At 36.7% G+C, this 20,793-nt stretch carries 19 protein-coding genes; all 19 read left to right on the top strand.

Annotated elements, in window-relative coordinates:
* Window positions 1–10 precede the first annotated feature (10 nt).
* A complete protein-coding gene (locus tag ACGHIY_RS03365) occupies window positions 11–1,456 on the top strand; it encodes a GumC family protein (RefSeq protein WP_390525702.1) in 1,446 nt (481 codons plus the stop codon).
* Window position 1,457: 1 nt separating this feature from the next.
* Window positions 1,458–2,069 carry a CpsD/CapB family tyrosine-protein kinase gene (locus ACGHIY_RS03370; protein ID WP_215675294.1) on the top strand — a complete coding sequence of 204 codons (612 nt, stop codon included), beginning with the start codon at window positions 1,458–1,460 and terminating at the stop codon, window positions 2,067–2,069.
* Between the two features lie 77 nt (window positions 2,070–2,146).
* Complete coding sequence (locus ACGHIY_RS03375) at window positions 2,147–3,346, top strand: DegT/DnrJ/EryC1/StrS family aminotransferase (protein WP_390525703.1); 1,200 nt, start codon at window positions 2,147–2,149, stop codon at window positions 3,344–3,346.
* Window positions 3,340–4,026, top strand: a complete 687-nt coding sequence (locus ACGHIY_RS03380; RefSeq protein ID WP_215675298.1) for a sugar transferase — start codon at window positions 3,340–3,342, stop codon at window positions 4,024–4,026. Before ACGHIY_RS03375 ends, ACGHIY_RS03380 begins: the two co-directional genes overlap by 7 nt.
* A gap of 11 nt (window positions 4,027–4,037) precedes the next feature.
* Window positions 4,038–4,904: a phosphorylcholine transferase LicD gene (locus ACGHIY_RS03385; protein ID WP_008713672.1), complete on the top strand. Its 867-nt coding sequence runs from the start codon at window positions 4,038–4,040 to the stop codon at window positions 4,902–4,904.
* Window positions 4,905–4,913: 9 nt separating this feature from the next.
* The gene (locus tag ACGHIY_RS03390; RefSeq protein WP_008713674.1) at window positions 4,914–5,636 is read left to right on the top strand and encodes a 2-C-methyl-D-erythritol 4-phosphate cytidylyltransferase; all 723 of its coding nucleotides are present in this window, start codon (window positions 4,914–4,916) and stop codon (window positions 5,634–5,636) included.
* Window positions 5,629–6,678, top strand: coding sequence for an NAD-dependent epimerase/dehydratase family protein (locus ACGHIY_RS03395; RefSeq protein ID WP_390525704.1), 1,050 nt, complete (start codon window positions 5,629–5,631; stop codon window positions 6,676–6,678). Before ACGHIY_RS03390 ends, ACGHIY_RS03395 begins: the two co-directional genes overlap by 8 nt.
* On the top strand, window positions 6,675–7,742 hold the full coding sequence (locus ACGHIY_RS03400; protein WP_008713679.1) for a glycosyltransferase: 1,068 nt from the start codon (window positions 6,675–6,677) through the stop codon (window positions 7,740–7,742). The genes ACGHIY_RS03395 and ACGHIY_RS03400 overlap by 4 nt, the downstream gene beginning before the upstream one ends.
* A 19-nt stretch (window positions 7,743–7,761) precedes the next feature.
* Window positions 7,762–9,003, top strand: a complete 1,242-nt coding sequence (locus tag ACGHIY_RS03405) for an O-antigen ligase (protein WP_278604749.1) — start codon at window positions 7,762–7,764, stop codon at window positions 9,001–9,003.
* Window positions 8,981–9,913: an ATP-grasp fold amidoligase family protein gene (locus tag ACGHIY_RS03410; RefSeq protein ID WP_278604750.1), complete on the top strand. Its 933-nt coding sequence runs from the start codon at window positions 8,981–8,983 to the stop codon at window positions 9,911–9,913. Before ACGHIY_RS03405 ends, ACGHIY_RS03410 begins: the two co-directional genes overlap by 23 nt.
* On the top strand, window positions 9,897–11,030 hold the full coding sequence (locus ACGHIY_RS03415; protein WP_278604754.1) for a CapA family protein: 1,134 nt from the start codon (window positions 9,897–9,899) through the stop codon (window positions 11,028–11,030). Before ACGHIY_RS03410 ends, ACGHIY_RS03415 begins: the two co-directional genes overlap by 17 nt.
* A complete protein-coding gene (locus ACGHIY_RS03420; RefSeq protein WP_278604751.1) occupies window positions 11,030–12,484 on the top strand; it encodes a lipopolysaccharide biosynthesis protein in 1,455 nt (484 codons plus the stop codon). The genes ACGHIY_RS03415 and ACGHIY_RS03420 overlap by 1 nt, the downstream gene beginning before the upstream one ends.
* Window positions 12,485–12,506: 22 nt before the next feature.
* Window positions 12,507–13,604, top strand: a complete 1,098-nt coding sequence (locus ACGHIY_RS03425; RefSeq protein WP_077708320.1) for an NAD-dependent epimerase/dehydratase family protein — start codon at window positions 12,507–12,509, stop codon at window positions 13,602–13,604.
* Complete coding sequence (locus tag ACGHIY_RS03430) at window positions 13,605–14,771, top strand: nucleotide sugar dehydrogenase (RefSeq protein ID WP_004696963.1); 1,167 nt, start codon at window positions 13,605–13,607, stop codon at window positions 14,769–14,771.
* Window positions 14,772–14,807: 36 nt separating this feature from the next.
* Complete coding sequence (locus ACGHIY_RS03435; protein ID WP_004693407.1) at window positions 14,808–15,242, top strand: VanZ family protein; 435 nt, start codon at window positions 14,808–14,810, stop codon at window positions 15,240–15,242.
* 289 nt (window positions 15,243–15,531) lie between these two features.
* Window positions 15,532–16,335: a tyrosine-protein phosphatase gene (locus tag ACGHIY_RS03440; RefSeq protein WP_278604752.1), complete on the top strand. Its 804-nt coding sequence runs from the start codon at window positions 15,532–15,534 to the stop codon at window positions 16,333–16,335.
* A 244-nt stretch (window positions 16,336–16,579) separates the two neighbouring features.
* Window positions 16,580–18,730: an anaerobic ribonucleoside-triphosphate reductase gene (gene nrdD / locus ACGHIY_RS03445; protein WP_004693410.1), complete on the top strand. Its 2,151-nt coding sequence runs from the start codon at window positions 16,580–16,582 to the stop codon at window positions 18,728–18,730.
* Between the two features lie 257 nt (window positions 18,731–18,987).
* Window positions 18,988–19,485: an anaerobic ribonucleoside-triphosphate reductase activating protein gene (gene nrdG, locus ACGHIY_RS03450; protein WP_004697282.1), complete on the top strand. Its 498-nt coding sequence runs from the start codon at window positions 18,988–18,990 to the stop codon at window positions 19,483–19,485.
* A gap of 2 nt (window positions 19,486–19,487) precedes the next feature.
* Window positions 19,488–20,726, top strand: a complete 1,239-nt coding sequence (locus tag ACGHIY_RS03455; RefSeq protein ID WP_004697215.1) for a chloride channel protein — start codon at window positions 19,488–19,490, stop codon at window positions 20,724–20,726.
* Window positions 20,727–20,793: the final 67 nt, after the last annotated feature.

The following is a 20,793-nucleotide window of genomic DNA, read 5'->3' on the forward strand; positions in this document are numbered from 1 at the left end:
GGGTATATGGGTGGAACAAATTATTGATTTAAAAGAGGTAGGCAGAGTCCTCATTAAAAAGCGCAGTAAAATTATTAATATTACGGTAGCATGTATGGTTTTAGGTGGTGCGTATGCCTTTCTTGCACCATCTACATATCAATCTACATCGATGTTGCGCATTAAACAAGCTCAAGGTTTGAGCAATTCTGTATTATCTAGTGCTAATGCCTATTCTGATTCTATGTCTCGTCAATTGATGAACACAGATGCAGAAATTTTAAAAAGTCGTAATGTAGTAGAGCCAGTAATTACTGCTATAGAAGATCCTGAAGGTACTGGTAATGCGCCAACATATGAAGATTTTGTTAAAACTCGCATTGAAACTAAACCGTATAAAGAAACCGAGTTATTACAAGTAAGCGTAACTGGTAAGAGCCCTGAGCAAGCACAAGAAGCTAATCAATTACTTATTGATACCTTCTTGAAACGTCTTGCCGAAATTTCTCATGTTGAACAACGAACTACTCGTGAATTCTTACAAAAACGCGTTGTTACTGCAAAATCTGAATTAGAGCAAGCAGAAAATAAATTGCAACAATTCCAAGTAGATAATAAGGTGTACTCTACAGCTGATCAGATGAAAGGCTTAACTGATAAGGTTACTCTAATTGATCGTGAGAAGGCTCAAAATCAACTCGATTTAGAAACGGCACAAGCTGCACTTGGCAGTATCAATGAGCAATTAGGTTCTGCAGGTAAAAGCATCGCTGATAGTGCTACGGTTCAAGCCTACAAGGGTCAGTTAGCAGATTTAGAATCTCGTAAAGCTTCTTATATTGGTAAATATACTGATGAACATCCTGCGATGAAAGAAATTAATCAACAAATTGAAGAAGCTAAAAGTGGTCTAAATGCTGAAATCAACGCCATTGCCTCTCAACAAGCACCTTCAAGCAACTCTGCACAACAAGGATTGCTAGCGGATAAGTTCAAAAATGAAGCTGCGTTAGCTGTAGCTCAAGGTAAACAATCTACATTAGCTGAGTTAGATAAAGCAAACGAAGAAGCTATAAAGGGATTACCTGAAAAAGAACGCGGTTATATCCAAGCAAAACGTGATGTAGATGTGGCACAAGATATCTATCAAATGCTATCCACTCGCTTAGAAGAAGCGAAGGTAGCAGAGGTTATGGTACCAAATGAAGTTCAAATTGTGGATGCTCCAACATTACCAGAAAAAGCAATTGCGCCGCGTAAAGTACTTATTTTATTAGGCGCTGCCATTTTAGGGGTCCTCTTTGGTTGTCTCTATACATTGGTCCAATTCTTCGGTAATCGCAAAGTCCAATCTGTACAAGAGATTAATGACATCCTTGGCATTCAAAACTTGGGCGTGATTCCAAATCATAAAGAAGTAGAATACGAAGAGCCTACTAATCGTTTCGTAGCATTGTTGCGCAAAGTGAGAGGTTAATATGATTAGACTAATTTCTAATGAACGTGGTGATACACCACTTGTGGAAGCATACCGTACATTGCGTAGCAATCTTCAATATGTATGTAACCAACATAAGTGTAAGCTAATTTGTATTACTGCAGCCACTAGTGGTGAAGGCACTTCTGAGGTGGCTGCTAATACTGCATTAGCTTTATCTAAAAATAATAATAAAGTTCTTCTAGTAGATGGTAATTTACGTAATCCAACACAACATATAGCCTTTAATGTACAAAATAAGGGCCTTACAAATGCGGTGGTGATGGATGAAGATTTGACGATTCATCGTAATGTAGTGCCTCATTTGGATGTTCTTACGGCGGGTGAAGTTGTTGAATATCCATCTGATATTGTAGATTCTAGCAAATTACCTGCGATTTTTGAGTATGTACGTGATGAATATGATGTGGTTATCATAGATACACCACCCGTATTGTCTGTTACAGATGCGGTTGTATTGGCAGAAAAATCAGATGGTGTTGTGTTAGTTGTTAAAAATGAAGTAGCTAGTCCAAAAGATTTGATTGAAGCTAAGAACCGGCTTTCACAAGTAGGTATTTCTCTTTTAGGATCTATCGTAATTGATGCTTAATATAACTGTTTTAATCAGTCTTCTATGTGATAAATCAAACGTATCAATATGGTACAGAAAGTATTGAGGTGATTTATATGAGAATTAATTTTTCTCCTCCAGATATTACAGAGTTAGAAATCAATGAAGTCGTTGAAGCCTTAAAAAGTGGGTGGATTACGACGGGTCCTCGTACTAAAGAATTAGAAAAAAAGATAGCTCATCAGTTAGGTACACCTAAATCCGTTTGTTTAAACTCTGCTACGGCAGCGCTTGAAATGTCTCTTCGTGTATTGGGTATTGGACCTGGAGACGAAGTCATAACTAGTGCTTATTCTTATACAGCTAGTGCGAGTCCTGTAGTTCATGTAGGTGCTACCTTAGTACTCGTTGATACACAGAAAGATGCTTATGAAATGGATTACGATGCAGTCGCTCGCGCTATTACACCAAAAACAAAAGCAATCATCCCTGTAGATATTGCGGGGGTGCCTTGTGATTATGATCGCTTGCGTTCCATTGTAGAGGAAAAGAAATCTCTCTTTACACCATCTAGTGATATTCAAAAAGCATTAGGGCATATTCCTATTGTGGCTGATTGTGCTCATTCCTTTGGGGCTTCATATAAAGGGGTACGAACAGGTAATGTTGCAGACTTTAGTAGCTTTTCCTTCCATGCAGTAAAAAATTTTACTACTGCTGAAGGTGGTTGTGCTACATGGCGTCATATAGATGGTATTGATGATGAAACTATTTACAAGCAATTCCAATTGCTATCTTTGCATGGTCAAGATAAGGATGCTCTTGCAAAAACAAAAGCAGGTGCTTGGGAATATGATATTAAAGGTACCTATTATAAATGTAATATGACGGATATCATGGCGGCTATTGGGCTAGCTCAATTTGAAAGATACCCAAAACTTTTGGCACGTCGTAAAGAAATTATCGAAGCTTATGATACAGCATTTAAGGATTTACCTGTTACATTGTTGAACCATTATACAGATGAGCATGAGAGTAGTGGTCACTTGTATTTAGTTCGTTTAGATGTCCGTGATGCGGAATATCGGAATAAGGTTATAGAAGCTATGGCTGAGGCTGGCATTGCAACGAATGTTCACTATAAGCCAATTCCAATGCATACGGCTTACAAAAACTTAGGCTTTACAATCGATGACTATCCAAATGCTTATGACCAATTTAAGAATGAAATTACATTGCCACTTCATACGCTCCTTACAGATGAAGAAGTGCAATATATCATTGAACAGTTTAAAAGGATTATTACCGAATGCTAGTAAAAAACTTTCATGATCTACCACAAGAGCTACAGTGTGAAGCGGTTCGTCCTTATTTTGAAATATTAAATCAAAGACGTACAAGCCTTCTTTGTAAAAGCATTTTTGACCGCGTAATGGCAGCGGGACTGCTTATTACATTAAGTCCTGTATTTTTGATACTAGCCGTCATGATTAAACGAGATAGTGCGGGAGAGGTTTTTTTCCGTCAAACTCGAGTGACACAGTACGGTCGTACCTTTGGCATCTACAAGTTCCGTACTATGGTAAAAAATGCAGAATCTTTAGGAGCACAAGTGACGTCGCAAAATGATATGAGGGTTACTAAGGTCGGAAATATGCTTCGCAGCTGTCGCCTCGATGAATTGCCTCAGCTTATCAATATCCTTTTAGGCGATATGAGTTTTGTTGGTACAAGACCTGAGGTTCCACGTTACGTGTCTGCTTATACAGATGAAATGAAAGCTACCTTATTATTACCAGCTGGGGTTACCAGTAATGCCAGTATTACTTATAAGGATGAAGATCAACTTTTACAAAATGCTCAAAATATTGATGAAGTCTATATAAATGAGGTTTTACCGGGCAAGATGGCTTGGAATTTAAAGAGTATTAAGGAGTTTTCTTTTTTACAAGATATAAAAACGATGATTGATACAGTATTAGCTGTATTACGTTGAAAGAGGTCTCTATGAGTACATCTATGACAAAGGAAATACAAGAAAAAGAGCTGAATATGTTGCTGTACTTTAAAGAGTTCTGTGATAAACATAATTTGCGCTTTTATCTTTGCGGCGGTGGTCTCATTGGGGCTATACGGCATAATGGCTTTATCCCTTGGGATGATGATTTAGATTTATTTATGCCTCGTCCAGATTATGAAAAGCTAGCTGAATTATGGCCGGAATATGCTGACACTGAACGATTTACGTATTGTCGTACTGATCGCAATCACATCTATCATGATGCAGGTGCATCTATAAGAGATAATAATACGACCTTTATCAATCGTCATAGTATGCATGAAGATGTTTGTCATGGTTTAGCACTTGAAATTATGCCTATTGATGGCTGTGCACCTGGCAAAATTAGTCGTTTATTGCAGTTGGTGTGGGCCATGACGTTTGCACTCTTTAATGCACAGCGTTTACCAGATAACAAAGGGCCTACATATCGCGCTTTAGCTGGGTATATTTATAAAATCTTTTCCAGTCAGTCTATACGCTATCATATTTGGCGATTTGCAGAAAAGAGAATGACTCAATACGACTTTGATACCAGTGATGAATGTACGGAGTTAATCGGCAGCTTAAAAGGTATGAAGCTACGTCATCCTAGAGAGGACTTTGCCTCTGTTATATATAAAGACTTTGAAGGTCATCAAATACCTGTTATGAAAGGGTATGAGAGATATTTGCGCCTTATTTGGGGCGACTATATGCAATTACCACCTGTAGAGCAACGTGTAGCAAAACATGATGCAGTATTTGCTGATTTACACACACCTTACAAGGAGTATAAAGGCATACATTATGCCAAGAAAGAAGCTCAACCATAAGGAGGGCCTATGAAACGAATAGCAGTAATCTTTGCGGGTGGCGTAGGTGCTCGTATGAAAAACAGTAAGACGCCAAAACAATTTTTAGAATGGAACGGTAGACCGATTTTGATTCAAACCTTAGATGTATTTGAACAAACGGAGACTATTGATGGGATTGTTCTTGCCTGTAAAGCAGAATGGATTGATCATACTAAACAACTCATAGAAAAGGCGGGGTTACAAAAGGTATTATCCATTGTGCCTGGTGGTGAAAGTGCTTTGGAATCCCAATATAATGGACTCGTAGAGGCTAAGCGTTTATTTCCTGATGATGCGGTGACTGTATTGATTCATGATGGAGTTCGTCCACTTGTAGATAATTCTACTATAGAGAGAAACATAGAATCTGTTGAATCAAAGGGTTCTGCCATAACTGTTACTCCAGCTATAGAAACAGTTATGGTTACCCAAAATGGTTCTATTAAGCATATTTTAAATCGTAATGAATGTCTTATGGCTAAAGCTCCTCAGAGTTTTAGATTAGATGATATTATATCAGTTCATAATCGTGCAAAAGATGAGGGCATTCATGACTTTATTGATTCCGCATCGATGATGATGCACTATGGATATACTCTATATCCTGTGTTAGGGGAAACTGAAAATATAAAGATTACAACTCCATCTGATTATTATATGTTCACAGGGATTATTAAAAATCGTGAGCTAGGAGGATTAAAAGATGAGTAATTCCGTTATTCAACGTGAGTTAACGGCTTTAGTACAGGAAAAAAATTACTTTCATTTCCTCCGTCATCAACGCATTCTTATAACAGGTGCAACGGGGCTTATTGGATCGATGTTTATAAAATTACTTATACTTGCCAATGAGACTCATGACCTGGATTTAAAAGTGATTGGTCATGTGCGAAGCCATGAAAAGGCAAAAAATATTCTCGGTGAGTATTTAGACAATAAGTCGTTAACCCTAGTAGATGGCTCATTAGAATCTATTGATGTGCCATGTGATTATATTTTGCATGGTGCCGCACCGACACAGTCTAAGTTTTTTGTAGAACATCCAGTAGAAACTATCCGTACCTCTATTTATGGTACGGAGGCCATGCTTGAATTAGGTCGCCGTCAAAAGGTAAAGAAACTAGTTTACTTATCCAGTATGGAGCAATATGGTGTACCTTATGAATCTGGCCAAGTTATGACAGAGGAACGATTAGGCTATTTGGATCATCTAAATGTTCGTAGCTCCTACTCCGAAAGCAAGAGACTTTGTGAATGTTATTGCAAGTCTTATGCTGTGGAGTATGGCGTTCCTGCTGTAATAGCTAGACTAGCTCAAACCTTTGGCCCAGGTGTTCCGGTATCAGATAACCGTGTATTCATGCAGTTTACCAAGAGTGCTCTTAAACATGAAAATATTGTTCTTCACACAAAAGGCGATTCTATGTCGAACTATTGCTACATTACCGATGCATTAGCTGGTATTTTAGCCCTTATGAAGGCGGGCGAAGCTGGCGAAGCCTATAATGTATGTCATGATGAAGAGACTCGTTCTATTGCAAGCATTGCTCAATTAGTGGCCACTCATGTGAGCAATAATAAGAGTAAAGTCATCTTTGATATTCCAGAAGATGTACAAGGGTTCGGCTATGCACCGACAGTACACATGTTCTTAAGTTCTAAGAAGTTAAAGTCTTTAGGTTGGAAACCTAAGGTATCAATGGCACAAGCCTATGTAAGACTGGCAGAATATATCCAAGAGGAAGGCTTATGAAAAAGGAAATAATAATTGTCACCATCTCCCTTGGTAACGATGGGGCTGAACGAATCTTAACAGAGTTGGCTCGTCAGTGGGTACATGATGGTCATCATATTACGGTTATCCAAACAAGCCCTAATCGATATGGTAATGAATATGCGTTAGAGGAAAGTATTGAACAAATTGAAATTCATACTACAAGCTCTAATAAAGTCATTCGTTTTATGCAAGAAATAAAAGAACTAATCAAAATCTTAAAGACTAGACCGAATGCGACATGCTTATCTTTCTTGTCTGCATCTAGTTTTATCTTAGCGATTAGCTCTTGGTTTATAAAAAATCGCATTGTGTTTTCTGAGCGCAATAATCCACGTAAAGTTCCTATTGGTTGGCATCAACAAGCACTGCGCAACTTTGCCTTTAGATTTGCAGATGCATTAGTATTTCAAACGGAAGATGCTCGTTCTTATTTCCCAAAATCTGTGCAAAATTGTGGTGTCATCATACCAAATCCTATTAATGGTAAATTGCCACCACCAATAGAAGGGGAACGAGAAAAGACAATCGTTACAGCTTGTCGTTTGCATCCGCAAAAGAACTTGCCTATGATGATTAATGCCTTCAGTATGTTGGCAGATGAGTTTCCAGAATATAAACTCGTCATTTATGGTCAAGGTGTATTAGAGGATGAATTACGAGCTCAAATTAAGTCTCTTAATTTAGAAAATCGCATTTTATTGCCTGGCTTTGCTAGTAATATTTTAGAAAAGGTAGCCCCTTGTTCTATGTTTGTATCATCCTCTGATTTTGAAGGTATTTCAAATTCCATGCTAGAAGCATTGGGTATGGGCTTACCTGTAGTAGTCACAGATTGTCCTGTAGGCGGTGCTCGCATGGTAATTAAAAGTGGAGAGAATGGCATTCTCGTACCTGTAGGTGATACGCAGGCTATGTATGAAGCCATGCGCAGTGTATTAAAGGATCCTGCACTAGCGGCTAAACTTTCACAGAATGCCATCAAAGTACGCGATGAATTTCCATTATGGAAAATCGCAAAACGTTGGTTAGAAGTTTTATGAGTTGTAAGGAGGAGAACCATTGAAGTTAAATATTACGGCTCTTGCTGATCGCATGATATGGTTCATAACTCTAATCTTTTTAGTGTTGTCATTGACCATTTCCTTTGCCCTTGGCGAAGCGAACTATGGTGCGTATGTATTATTTGTATGCTTATTTGGTCTCATCATTTTTTATCTTATACGAGAACAGGGTGTTATAAAACTGCGGTTTAATTGGATGCATGCTTATATGTTGATTTTTATTGGTGCTTGTTATCTAAGTGCGATTAATGCCACAGATGTTTCCGTAGCTATGAGCCGAAGTTTTGATATGGTCAAGATATTCTTTATGCTCATCATTTTATACATGTGTTATCAAGATAAGAAATCGGTGGATACATTATTAAAGATTGGTATGTGGACAGGCTATATAGTTTGTTTCTATACTGTTTATTTCTACGGTTTAGATTATTTTATTACTGTTTTATCATCCTCAGCGCGTATTGCTAATGATGCATTGAATGCGAATACAGTAGGGCTATTGGGGGCCAATGCTATTGTTATGACCTTGTATTATATGCTATATGATCGTCCTCGTTGGTGGCATATTATTGCATTACCAACACTTGGTATTTTAGCGGCTACAGGTAGTCGTAAGGCCTTAGTTTTTGTCGGTGTTGGTACAGTATTACTCTTTATCTTTAAAAGTTTTCGTAGTGCTAATGCGGTCAATTCTATTGTAAAAGTTATTGGTTCCTTATTAGGTCTTACCATTATAGGTATTGCGGTCTTGCAATTGCCGATGTTCTCTGAAGTATTAGACCGAATGTCTAACATGGTAGAAGCCTTTACAGGCACAGGGGGGGACTCATCCACTATTATTCGATTAGCTTTGGTAGATATTGGATGGGACTTATTTTATCAATCTCCCATAACTGGTGTAGGTATCAATAATCCATCTGTATATACTTTTTTCGTATATGGCAAAGATAATTACTACTTGCATAACAATTATATTGAATTATTAGCTGGCACGGGTGTCATTGGTTTACTAGCCTATTATTCAATGTATCTCTATGTGGCTTATAATTTAATTCGCTATCGTGATATACATAGTAATGAATATATAATGGTACTCATTCTATTCCTTTCACAGATTGTTATGGATATGGGTATGGTTTCTTATGAAAGTAAGAGTACCTATTTTTATATGATGTTGTTTTATTTAGAGGTACAAATTCTTCGGAAAGGACGTAAACATGAAGTTCAGCAAACTGTTTAGGGTCGGTATGTCCTTTTTAACAAAACCTTACTATCGAACGAGAGTATTAATTAAATCGGGTTATTATGACTCTTTGTCTGATGAAGACTTTTTGAAGAAGGTATTTCCTAAGTATATGGGATACCCTTTAGATTTAGAAAATCCAAAAACTTTCAGCGAAAAGTTACAATGGCTTAAGGTTAATTTTAGAGACCCAATACAAACAGTGATGGTTGATAAACATGAAGCTAAACATCTTATTGCTCAACGTGTAGGTAATCAGTATATAATACCTACGATTTCCGTATGGAACTCTGTAGATGATATTGACCTTGATAGGTTGCCTAATCAATTCGTTTTGAAATGTACACATGATAGTGGAGGCATCGTTATTTGTAAAGATAAATCAACACTTGATTGGGAAGCAGCAAAAGCTAAATTAAGAACATTCTTAAAACGGGATTATTCACGTATTGCTAGAGAGTGGCCTTATAAGAATGTTCCTCGACGTATTATCGGAGAGGAATATTTGTCGGAATTAGGTAGCAATGACATATTAGATTATAAGATGTATTGCTTTCATGGTGAACCAAAGTTAACAGTAGTATGTTCTAATCGTTTTTCTAAAACAGGAACGCGTATGAACTTCTATGATATCGATTGGAATCCTATGGGAATTCATTTTGGACATTATCCACCGTTACCTACAGAGTTTCCAAAGCCAGACGCATATGGTGAAATGCAACAGGTTGCGATGGAGCTTAGCAAAGGGTGTCCATTTTTGCGTGTTGATTTTTATGAAACTAAAGGGCATCTATTTATTGGAGAATTAACATTTTTTCCTGGTGCTGGATTTGAAAGATTTCGTCCTATGTCAAAGGATTATGAATTAGGAGAGTGGTTACATCTTGAGAATGTACATCGGGGCTGATTTAGTTCCTACGGATATTAATAAAACATTATTTGAAAACGGTAATGGAGAAGCTTTTGTAGGAAAAGAGCTTTATGAAATTTTGAAGCAATCGGATTTAAATGTTTTCAATTTAGAGGTTCCTCTTACTGATATAGAGACACCCATCGTAAAATTTGGTAATAATTTAATTGCGCCTACAAAAACAATTAATGGATATAAGGTGTTAGAGCCGTTATTTTTAACACTGGCTAATAACCACTCCTTAGATCAAGGGGTGGAAGGGTTGACGACAACATTAAATTTGTTGAAGCAGCATAAGATTGCTCATGCTGGAGCTGGAGCTAATTTGAAAGAGGCTAAGAAGCCATTTATCTTTGAAAAAGATGATATACGTATTGGATTCTATCTTTGTACAGAGAATGAGTTTACTATGGCTACTTGTCATACAATGGGGGCTAATCCTTTTGATGTGCTAGAAAGCTTTGACGAAGTGAAAGTTTTAAAGGCACAATGCGACTATGTCATCGTTCTATATCACGGCGGCAAGGAATTCTATCGCTATCCATCTCCTATGCTACAGAGATATTGCCGTAAATTTGTCGATAGTGGAGCGAATCTCGTTATCTGTCAACATAATCATTGTGTAGGGGCTCGTGAAGATTACCAGGGAGGCACTATCATTTATGGACAAGGCAACTTTATCTTTAATTCCGATTTTTTTGTAAACCATCAAGAATTTATTAAAGATTCAATACTAGTTACTGTAGACGTAACTAAGGATGATTTTGTGGTGTCTGAATTGCCTATTCGTAGAACCGATAATGGTACACGATTAGCCACAGAAGTTGAAGCTACAGAAACATTAGAGGCTTATAGAAAACGTAGTGAAGAAATTAAAGACCCTCACTTTGTGACTCAAGCTTATAAGGTCTTTGCTGATACACATGTAAAACGTTATTTGCGTGAGTTTTTAGGTAGATCATTTATTGTACGCGCTATTAATGCTTTATTGGGCCGAAAATTGGTAGAACTTATTTTGGGCAAAACGAGTTATTTAGCAATACAAAATTATTTGGAATGTGAAGCTCATCATGAACTATTCTTGAGAGGCATTAAGAATATCAATAAGAAATAATGGATACTAAAATCGTAGCTGCTGCTAAATGGTCTGTTATTACAGAGGTTTTGGCAAAGCTTATTACACCACTGACAAATATAATATTGGCCCATATGTTAGCACCGACCGCATTCGGCATATTGGCGACGATTATGATGGTTATATCTTTTGCGGAAATGCTTGCTGATGCGGGTTTTCAAAAATTTCTTGTTCAGCATGAGTTTGAAAGTGCCCAAGATAAGCAAGAGGCTACAGATGTGGCATTTATTGCCAACCTAGTGTTTTCTCTAGTTTTATGGAGCGCTATCATAATCGGTCGTGATGAATTGGCCGTATTAGTAGGTAATGATGGCTTAGGGATACCTTTAGCCGTGATGGGCGCTATGATTCCTTTATCTGCTTTTAGTAGTGTCCAAATGGCATTGTATCGAAGGGATTTTAATTTTAAGTTTCTTTTAAATATTAGGCTCATAACAATTCTTACACCTATATTGATATCTATACCAATGGCACTTATGGGGCACGATTATTGGTCTTTAATTGCTGGTATGCTAGGGGCTCAGCTATTTACGGCGTTGGCATTATTAAAGAGTCGGAAGAATCAAATTCATCTGTTTTTTAGTAGTCGCGTCTTTATGAATATGTTTAACTATAGTGCATGGTCTTTAGCTGAAGCATTTTCTATATGGCTCACTGCTTGGGTGGATACATTCATTATTAGCCGTTTTTTAGATGCTTATTATTTGGGGATATATAAGATGCCAATGGCTATTGTTACGACTGTAATGGCTATGGCTACAGCATCTTTGGCTCCTGTATTATTCGCGGCTTTAAGTCGTGTGCAAAATAATCAACAGGCCTTTTCGAATACATTCTTTACATTCCAACGCTATATGGCTCTATTTTTGGTACCTTTAGGTGTAGGCTTATTTGTATTTCAAGACTTTGTTGTTCAGCTTTTACTAGGGCCACAATGGACGTTAGCGGGCATTGTATTAGGTTCCTGGGCATTGAGTTCGGCTATTATGACTGTAACAGCTAATTTGATTTCCGAAATATTTCGTGCAAAAGGGATGCCTAATCTATCATTTTGGACTCAAATATTACATCTAGTAGTTTTAATACCAGTTATTTATATTTGTATTCAATATGATTTCAGTACCTTTGTATATGCTCGATCGTTAGTAAGAATGGAAATGCTAGCAGCTTCTATGTTGCTACTGGCTTTATTTGTCAATATGAGTGCATTTCGCATAATATCTAATATCAGTGTATATCTCATTACAGCATCTATAGTTGGGTTAATTGCCTATAGTATTTTACATCTCTATGATGCAGTATGGTGGACCGTCGTCTGTATGCTTTTATGTGTTGTATTATATGTGGCTATTTTATACGTCATTCCATCTGAGCGCATAATTATTGCTTCTGGCTATAAAAAAGTCTTAAGTAAAGTAAAACGACATAATTAACAGAACTATGAAAGGAGTACATATGCTTTCAAAAAATGTAGATTTAAACAACACGGTAATCCTTGTAACGGGTGCCGCTGGATTTGTGGGGGCTAATCTAGTTATGTCCTTACTATCTGAAGCAGAAGGGACTCAAATTATTGGCATAGATTCTGTTAATGATTACTATGATGTAGCATTGAAAGAGTATCGATTGCAACAGATTGATGAACTTAGCAAAGATAATAAGAATATATGGATTTTTAAAAAAGGGAATATTGCAGATAAGTCCTTTGTTGATGAAATTTTTGCTATCTATAAACCACGAGTTGTAGTGAATCTAGCAGCTCAAGCAGGGGTTCGTTACTCTATTACTAACCCCGACGCCTATATCGAGTCTAATATTATTGGATTTTATAATATTCTAGAAGCTTGTCGTCATTCTTATGACGATGGTGAAAGAGGTGTAGAGCATTTAGTGTATGCATCATCTTCTTCTGTATATGGTGCAAATAAACAAATCCCATACTCTACAGATGATAAAGTAGATAATCCTGTATCTCTTTATGCAGCTACAAAAAAGTCAAATGAGTTATTGGCTTATTCGTATGCTAAATTATATAACATCCCTAGCACAGGGCTTCGTTTCTTCACTGTATACGGCCCTGCAGGTCGTCCAGATATGGCATACTTTGGTTTTACAAATACATTACGTAATGGTGGGACAATTAAAATTTTTAACTACGGCAATTGTAAGCGTGATTTCACCTATATCGATGATATCGTAGAAGGCGTTTCTAAGGTTATGTCCACTGCACCAGAGCGTCGCAATGGTGCGGATGGCTTGCCGGTTCCACCGTACGCTATTTATAATATCGGCAATAGCAACCCAGAAAATTTACTTGATTTTGTGCGCATTCTTTCAGAGGAATTGGTTTCTGCTGGCGTATTGTCAGAAGATTATAATTTTGAGGAGCATAAAGAATTAGTACCCATGCAACCAGGGGATGTGCCTGTTACATATGCTGATACAAGTGCGTTAGAAGCAGATTTTGGCTTTAAACCTAATACAACCTTACGAGAAGGGTTAAAGCGTTTTGCCATATGGTATAAAGATTTCTATATGATGGAGAGCAAATAAATGAAAATTGCAATTGCTGGTACAGGCTATGTAGGCCTTTCCAATGGTGTGTTGTTAGCTCAACACAATGAAGTGGTGGCCCTCGATATCATCCCAGAAAAAGTAGATATGTTAAATCGCAAAGAGACACCTATTGTAGATGCTGAATTGCAAGAGTATTTAGCTACTAAGGAGTTAAACTTCAAAGCTACACTTGACCCAGTAGAAGCTTTTAACAGTGCAGATTATGTTATCATTTCGACACCTACAAATTATGATCCTCAAAAAAACTTTTTCGATACATCTTCTGTTGAACAAGTCATTAAAACTGTGCTAGAGATTAATCCTGATGCAGTAATGATTATTAAATCAACTGTACCGGTAGGCTATACGGTACAAATGCGTAAAGAATTTAATACGGAGAATTTAATTTTTTCGCCAGAATTCTTGCGGGAAGGTAAAGCCTTATACGATAATTTACATCCATCCCGTATTGTTGTGGGCGAGGATTCTGACAGAGCACGTCGTTTTGGACAATTATTAGCGGAAGGTGCTATTAAAGAAAATATTCCACAATTATATACTGATTCTACGGAAGCGGAAGCAATTAAATTGTTTGCTAATACGTATTTAGCATTACGTGTAGCGTATTTCAATGAGTTAGACTCCTATGCTGAAGTACGTGGCCTTAGCACAAGTCAAATCATCAAGGGGGTTTGTTTAGATCCTCGTATTGGAGATTTTTATAATAATCCTTCCTTTGGTTATGGTGGTTATTGCTTGCCAAAAGATACAAAGCAATTATTAGCTAACTATAATGATGTACCACAAAATTTAATTTCTGCCATTGTTGATGCGAATAGAACACGTAAAGATCATGTTGCAGATACTATTATTGCTAAAAATCCGAAAATTGTTGGTATCTATCGCTTGACCATGAAGATGAACTCTGATAATTTTAGAGCATCAGCCATTCAAGGTGTTATGAAACGTATTAAGGCGAAAGGGATTGCTGTGGTAGTATATGAACCTACACTAGATGCAGAAGATTTCTTTAATTCGCCAGTTATACGTAATTTTGAAGATTTTAAGCGTGTTAGTGATGTCATTGTAGCTAATCGCTGGGATAGTAGCTTAGAAGGTGTAAAAGATAAAGTTTATACAAGAGATATTTTTGATAGAGATTAATACAGCTATATGTATTGTGGCGTTTAGGAGAGTAGTATGAAACGTTGGATACTATATATTGTGTTATGTCTAATTGTGTTTTTTATATGGGATAATTCCTTGCAAAATGGAGGAACCTCTGATGGGTTTAGTCTTATTTTTGCAAAGTGGATTGCCCCTATAGCTAATAAATTAGGCTTTTACGGAAATATATGGGCCTTAAATAGGATTATTCGAAAATTAGCCCACCTTACAGAGTTCACAATCCTTGGTGGTGTTTTATATGTAGTTCTACGCCGCTATATTGAATATGGCACAGTAGTAAAAACAATAGGAGTGGGTATAGTAATAGCTAGTCTAGATGAATTTATACAATTATTTTCTCTAGGACGCAGCTCTCAACTGTCTGATGTACTGATTGATACAGTTGGTATAATCATCGGTATATCGGTAGTGAAATTAACTTATTATATTAGTCATGATAAAAGATAAAAGTACATTTAAAAATTAAATAATTATTAATATAATAATGTGTAAAATATGACTCATAATTGTAGAGATTATGGGTTATATTTTATGAAGAATAAATGAATATATAAAAATTGTATTAAATGAACATATAATAATTTATTTATTTTTATAGAAAAACCACTATACAAGCGACTGGTCCCTTGTTATAATCGTGAATATAAAATGAATTATAAACTTAAATGAGAAGAACATGAACTTTATAGAAGAGGTCGATTTTTGAAAAGAGAATCGAAAGTAGAAGGGAAAGATTATGAGTCGCGTGGTTGATTTACATGGTTGCATTTTGCCAGCTGTGTTAGGCCCACAAGGGCCTCAAACAATGGCAGAATCAGTAAAAATGATTAAGTCCTTGTCTGAACAAGGTATTACAGATATTTTTAGTACGCCTGATGTAACAGTATCTATGGATCTGAACACATGGAATGCTATAAACTCTTTAGTTAATGAAGTAAAAGTTATGGTTAAGGAGCAACAAGTAGATATAACTATTCACAGTGGAGCTCGCGTAATGCTTTGTGATGAAATGGTTGCATATATAGCTTCTCATCGCAATCAATATACGTTGGGAGATAGCCATTTTATATTAGTTGCTCTTCCACAAAATAGCAAAGTGCATCATATTAATGCGTGGTTATTAAGTCTACTAGATATGGGGCTTGTACCTATTATTAGTGAAGTAGAAACTTATGGACAATTATTTACTAAACCTGAACAATTACTAACATGGGTTGATAGAGGTATTTTGATTCAATGTAATATGGCATCTTTTGATCATGGTAACGCTAACTATGATAGGGCCATTGAATTATATCGAAATGGTTTAATTCATTTCTTTGGTACTGGTTACAGCGATGGCTGTGATGTTGAGGCGTACCAAGGTTATGTGGAAGCAATTTCTGAATTAGACAATACGTATAAAAAAGATTTGTTGCCAAATATCCATCTTAATGAACGCGACCTCTTAGCTAATCGCACATTTTATCCTTCTGTCCCATCTAGTTGGGTGGGGAAAAAGGGTAATTTCTTAACTCGTCTATTTGGCTTTGCATTATAATTTATATAGGTTCTTTTATCCATGTCATATTGGCATAGATAGAGGGACCTATTTTTACTTTATATTGTATTTAGGGTTGAAAACAACCACCATATATAGTATACTGAGAGGGCAGTAAAAATAGAGGGGTTTTCTAATAATTCTTTACATTTTTACATATAAATTTATAAAAAGTGTGATTAGACATACTTTTTATACTTCTTAACATATATTTTGGCAGTAACAAGATGGGGAGGTTGCCAATATGTTGCAGGTCATTAAGCGTGATGGCACGAAGGTACCATTCGACAAAAACAAGATTGCTTTGGCTATTGAAAAAGCTGAACATAGTAGTACTGGGTTGTACGAAGAGGGCTTGGCACAGCGTATTGCAAATGAAATTGAGGAATATGCTACTAAGCTTCAAAAAGACATGACAATTTATGCTATTGAAGATCAAGTGTATTATAAGTTGATTGAGTATCATAATCCTGCAACGGCACGTGCCTATGAAGGTTACAAAGCTGTTCAAGCTTTTAAACGCCGTCAAAATACAACTGATGATGATGTAATTGGTTTATTAGATCGTAGTAATATCAGTGTTCTTGATGAAAATTCTAATAAGGATGCTGCTATTGTATCTACCCAACGGGATTTAATTGCTGGTGAAGTATCTAAGGATATTGCTCGTCGTAAATTGATTCCTACCGATATTTTGGAAGCCCATGATAGTGGAGCTATCCACTTCCATGATATGGATTATATTATTCAACCTATGTTTAACTGTTGCTTGATTAATTTGGAAGATATGCTTACAAATGGCACAGTAATCAATGGTAAGAAAATCGATACACCTAAGTCTTTCCAAGTTGCTTGTACTGTAACAACACAAATCATTGCACAAGTAGCATCTGGTCAATATGGTGGTCAAAGTATTAATGGTATTGACCGTATTTTGGCACCATTTGTACGTAAATCTTATGAAAAAATCCTCAATAATGTTATTGAAGAGCAAGTTGAGATTTACGGCATGGAGCCTAATATGGAAAAGGCTCGTGAAATAGCGTGGAAACGTACGCGTAAAGAGGTTAAAGATGGTATCCAAACTATTCAATACCAAATCAATACATTGATGACTACAAACGGGCAATCTCCATTTGTTACATTATTTATGTATTTCCAACCAGACTATGAATACGCGAAGGAAGCGGCTCTTATTACAGAAGAAATTTTGCGCCAACGTATTAAAGGTGTAAAAAACGAAGCCGATGTATACATTACACCAGCCTTTCCTAAGTTGATTTATGTTCTTGATGAGCATAATGTAACACCGGATAGTCCATACTATTACTTAACTGAATTGGCAGCACAATGTACGGCTAAGCGCATGTACCCTGACTATATTTCTGCAAAAAAAATGAAGGAAAACTACTCAGGTAATGTCTTTAGTCCTATGGGCTGTCGATCCTTCTTATCTCCTTGGAAGGATGAAAATGGTGAATACAAGTTTGATGGACGTTTTAACATTGGTGTAGTAAGTTTAAACTTACCTCAAATTGGCATTCTAGCCCGTGGTAGTGAAGAACGATATTTTGAAATTTTAGATAAACGACTTGAGTTGGCAGAAAAAGCGCTAATGCTTCGTTATGAATTACTTAAGGACGTAGTGAGTGATGTGTCACCAATCCATTGGCAACACGGTGCTATTGCAAGACTTAAAAAAGGCGAGAAAATTGCCAAATTCTTGACTGGCGGTTATGCGACTATTTCCTTGGGATATATTGGTATTTATGAAGCAACTCGCTTAATTACCGGTGAATCGAATACAGGCGAGAAAGGTCGCGTTTTTGCGATGAAGATTATGGATCGCTTAAATGCAGCTGTTGATGAATGGCGAGTTAAACATAACATGGGCTTTGCATTATATGGTACACCTGCTGAAAGTTTAACCCATCGATTCTCTTCTTTGGATCGCGCTCGTTTTGGTATTATTGAGGACATTACGGATAAGGGTTATTATACTAATAGTTATCATGTAAGCGTACGAGAAGAGATTAATGTATTTGACAAGTTCTCCTTTGAATCTGAGTTCCAAAAGAAATCTACAGGTGGCTGTATTTCCTATGCAGAAATTCCTAATATGACTAATAATATTCCAGCTGTTTTGACTATGATTCAATATATTTATGATCATATTTCTTATGCTGAATTTAATACCAAGTCTGACTATTGTCACGAATGTGGCTTTGATGGAGAAATTAAGGTAAATGAACATAACGAGTGGGAATGCCCTCGTTGCCATAATACAAATCGCGATAAATTAACTGTTATCCGTCGTACTTGTGGATACCTTGGTGAAAACTTCTGGAATGAAGGGCGCACAAAGGAAATTAAAGATCGTGTAATGCACATTTAAGATTATTAGAGGTATAGTTTTAATAATTATCCTGTATATTAAGCATATTAAGATAAACTGTTATATAGATTAATATAATTATCATAGACATCTAATGATGTGGGTATGTTAATAGATACGATTTTAGAGTTCTAAATACGATAGTTTTAAATGGTAAAAGCTGTGCCTAAGGCACAGCTTTTACTGTATATATGAGAAATTGAAATATATCTATATAGTGTTGATCAAAGTTGATAGGCACTACTATGGAGGTTATGATGAGATATGGGCAAATAAGACAATATGATATTGCCAATGGAGAAGGGATTCGTACATCTATATTTGTAACAGGTTGTACACATTGTTGTTATAATTGTTTTAATGAAGAATACCAAGATTTTAATGCTGGTAAGGTATGGACGCAAGCTGAGACAGATTTAGTGGTTTCCTATGTGAAGAATCCTACATGTTCAGGTTTAACATTATTAGGTGGGGAGCCATTTCAAAATGTACAAGGCTTATTACCGGTGGTGAGAGCTGTTCGAGCAGCGGCGCCAGAAAAGAAGATTTGGGCCTATTCCGGCTATGAAATAGATGATATCTTAGAAGATGAGTTGCGAAGTGCTTTATTACAAGAAATCGACATTCTCGTAGATGGCCGCTTTGTAGATGAACTTAAGGACCCTGCTTTGCGCTTCAGAGGTTCCTCAAATCAGCGTATCATTGATGTTAAAAAGACATTAGCGGCTGGGGAAATTGTATTAGCGATGGAGTAAATATGATATATGATAAACGATTTATAGGACTCATTATTATAGTTGGCTTTATAGCGGGGCTAGTAGGGGCTTCCTATACGCATTTATTACATGGAATTCAACATTTCGTATATAATTACTCCTCTGCTGATCATCTGAGCTTTGGTGCAGCTGTGGCCCGAGTATCACCGATAGAACGATTAATACCCTTAATCGTCTGTGGCGCGATAGGTGGCGTAGGTTGGGTTTTGATTCACAGATATGGTAAAGGCGTTGTGGATATAAAAACGGCAGTTTCTGGTAAAATGGATATGAATCCAATTACTACTGTTTTACATGCAACACTGCAAATAATTACGGTAGGTATTGGTTCTCCATTAGGTCGAGAAGTTGCACCACGTGAGGCTAGCGCTGGTATTACTACCTTTTTAGTTAAACATTTTGATATAAAACAAGAAGACCGTCAATTATTAATTGCATGTGCTGCAGGCGCTGGTTTAGCTGCAGTTTATAATTCACCATTATCTGCGGCAATTTTCACATTAGAAACTTTGCTTCTTACTTGGAATATACGGGCTATGAGTGCAGCCCTCTTATGTTGTGGTTTGGCTACATTTGTGACGCGACAAGCTGGTGTAGGAGATGTTATACAATATACAATGGCACAACCCAGTTTGGGGAGTCATTATGTAGAGTTTTCTATCGTTTTAGGCGCTATTATTGCAATTGGTGTTGTTTTATTTAATATTACACAAAGTAAGCTACCCGCCATTCATCGTAGTAGTCCTGTAATGATTCCCATTTCTATCGTAGCATTTACACTAATTGGTGTTTTAGCTATGTATTTTCCTGAAATTCTTGGAAATGGTAAAGCAGGCAATGAGTTGACTTTTACGAACGATATCACATGGACATATGCATTGGGTTTATTTGGATCCAAATGGGTAGCTGTTTTACTTGCTTTGGCCGCTGGTGCATATGGTGGTCGTATTACACCATCTATGATGTTAGGTAGTACTTTGGGGATCGTATTTGGTACCGTATGGGCTATTGCTATAGCGCCAGTATCTTTGGGAATGTCTGCTTTTGTGGGGGCCGTAGTATTCTTAGGCCTTGCACAAAAAATGCCTATGACATCTTGTGTATTTATGCTTGAATTATCTCGTTTCTCTGTAGAGATGTTGTTTCCTATAGCTTTAACAATGGGGACAGCCCTTATGGTAGAGCAAATTATTCAATCAAAATTAAATAGCGCTAAGTAGCAATAAATAACAGTTAATAAAAGTTAAATATAATATATAGAAAAGAAGCGGATAGTTGAGTTAATCA

Origin of the sequence: Veillonella parvula, from assembly GCF_042850485.1 — a bacterium.
Classification (GTDB): domain Bacteria; phylum Bacillota; class Negativicutes; order Veillonellales; family Veillonellaceae; genus Veillonella; species Veillonella parvula_Q.

What these genes read in the sequence shown, in the direction of transcription:
- ACGHIY_RS03400 (WP_008713679.1), top strand. Translation starts at nt 6,675, where the DNA reads ATGAAAAAGGAAATAATAATTGTCACCATCTCCCTTGGTAACGATGGG.
- ACGHIY_RS03390 (WP_008713674.1), top strand. Translation starts at nt 4,914, where the DNA reads ATGAAACGAATAGCAGTAATCTTTGCGGGTGGCGTAGGTGCTCGTATG.
- nrdD (WP_004693410.1), top strand. Translation starts at nt 16,580, where the DNA reads ATGTTGCAGGTCATTAAGCGTGATGGCACGAAGGTACCATTCGACAAA.
- ACGHIY_RS03435 (WP_004693407.1), top strand. Translation starts at nt 14,808, where the DNA reads ATGAAACGTTGGATACTATATATTGTGTTATGTCTAATTGTGTTTTTT.
- ACGHIY_RS03425 (WP_077708320.1), top strand. Translation starts at nt 12,507, where the DNA reads ATGCTTTCAAAAAATGTAGATTTAAACAACACGGTAATCCTTGTAACG.
- ACGHIY_RS03395 (WP_390525704.1), top strand. Translation starts at nt 5,629, where the DNA reads ATGAGTAATTCCGTTATTCAACGTGAGTTAACGGCTTTAGTACAGGAA.
- ACGHIY_RS03385 (WP_008713672.1), top strand. Translation starts at nt 4,038, where the DNA reads ATGAGTACATCTATGACAAAGGAAATACAAGAAAAAGAGCTGAATATG.
- ACGHIY_RS03420 (WP_278604751.1), top strand. Translation starts at nt 11,030, where the DNA reads ATGGATACTAAAATCGTAGCTGCTGCTAAATGGTCTGTTATTACAGAG.
- ACGHIY_RS03370 (WP_215675294.1), top strand. Translation starts at nt 1,458, where the DNA reads ATGATTAGACTAATTTCTAATGAACGTGGTGATACACCACTTGTGGAA.
- nrdG (WP_004697282.1), top strand. Translation starts at nt 18,988, where the DNA reads ATGAGATATGGGCAAATAAGACAATATGATATTGCCAATGGAGAAGGG.
- ACGHIY_RS03410 (WP_278604750.1), top strand. Translation starts at nt 8,981, where the DNA reads ATGAAGTTCAGCAAACTGTTTAGGGTCGGTATGTCCTTTTTAACAAAA.
- ACGHIY_RS03380 (WP_215675298.1), top strand. Translation starts at nt 3,340, where the DNA reads ATGCTAGTAAAAAACTTTCATGATCTACCACAAGAGCTACAGTGTGAA.
- ACGHIY_RS03375 (WP_390525703.1), top strand. Translation starts at nt 2,147, where the DNA reads ATGAGAATTAATTTTTCTCCTCCAGATATTACAGAGTTAGAAATCAAT.
- ACGHIY_RS03430 (WP_004696963.1), top strand. Translation starts at nt 13,605, where the DNA reads ATGAAAATTGCAATTGCTGGTACAGGCTATGTAGGCCTTTCCAATGGT.
- ACGHIY_RS03440 (WP_278604752.1), top strand. Translation starts at nt 15,532, where the DNA reads ATGAGTCGCGTGGTTGATTTACATGGTTGCATTTTGCCAGCTGTGTTA.
- ACGHIY_RS03455 (WP_004697215.1), top strand. Translation starts at nt 19,488, where the DNA reads ATGATATATGATAAACGATTTATAGGACTCATTATTATAGTTGGCTTT.
- ACGHIY_RS03415 (WP_278604754.1), top strand. Translation starts at nt 9,897, where the DNA reads ATGTACATCGGGGCTGATTTAGTTCCTACGGATATTAATAAAACATTA.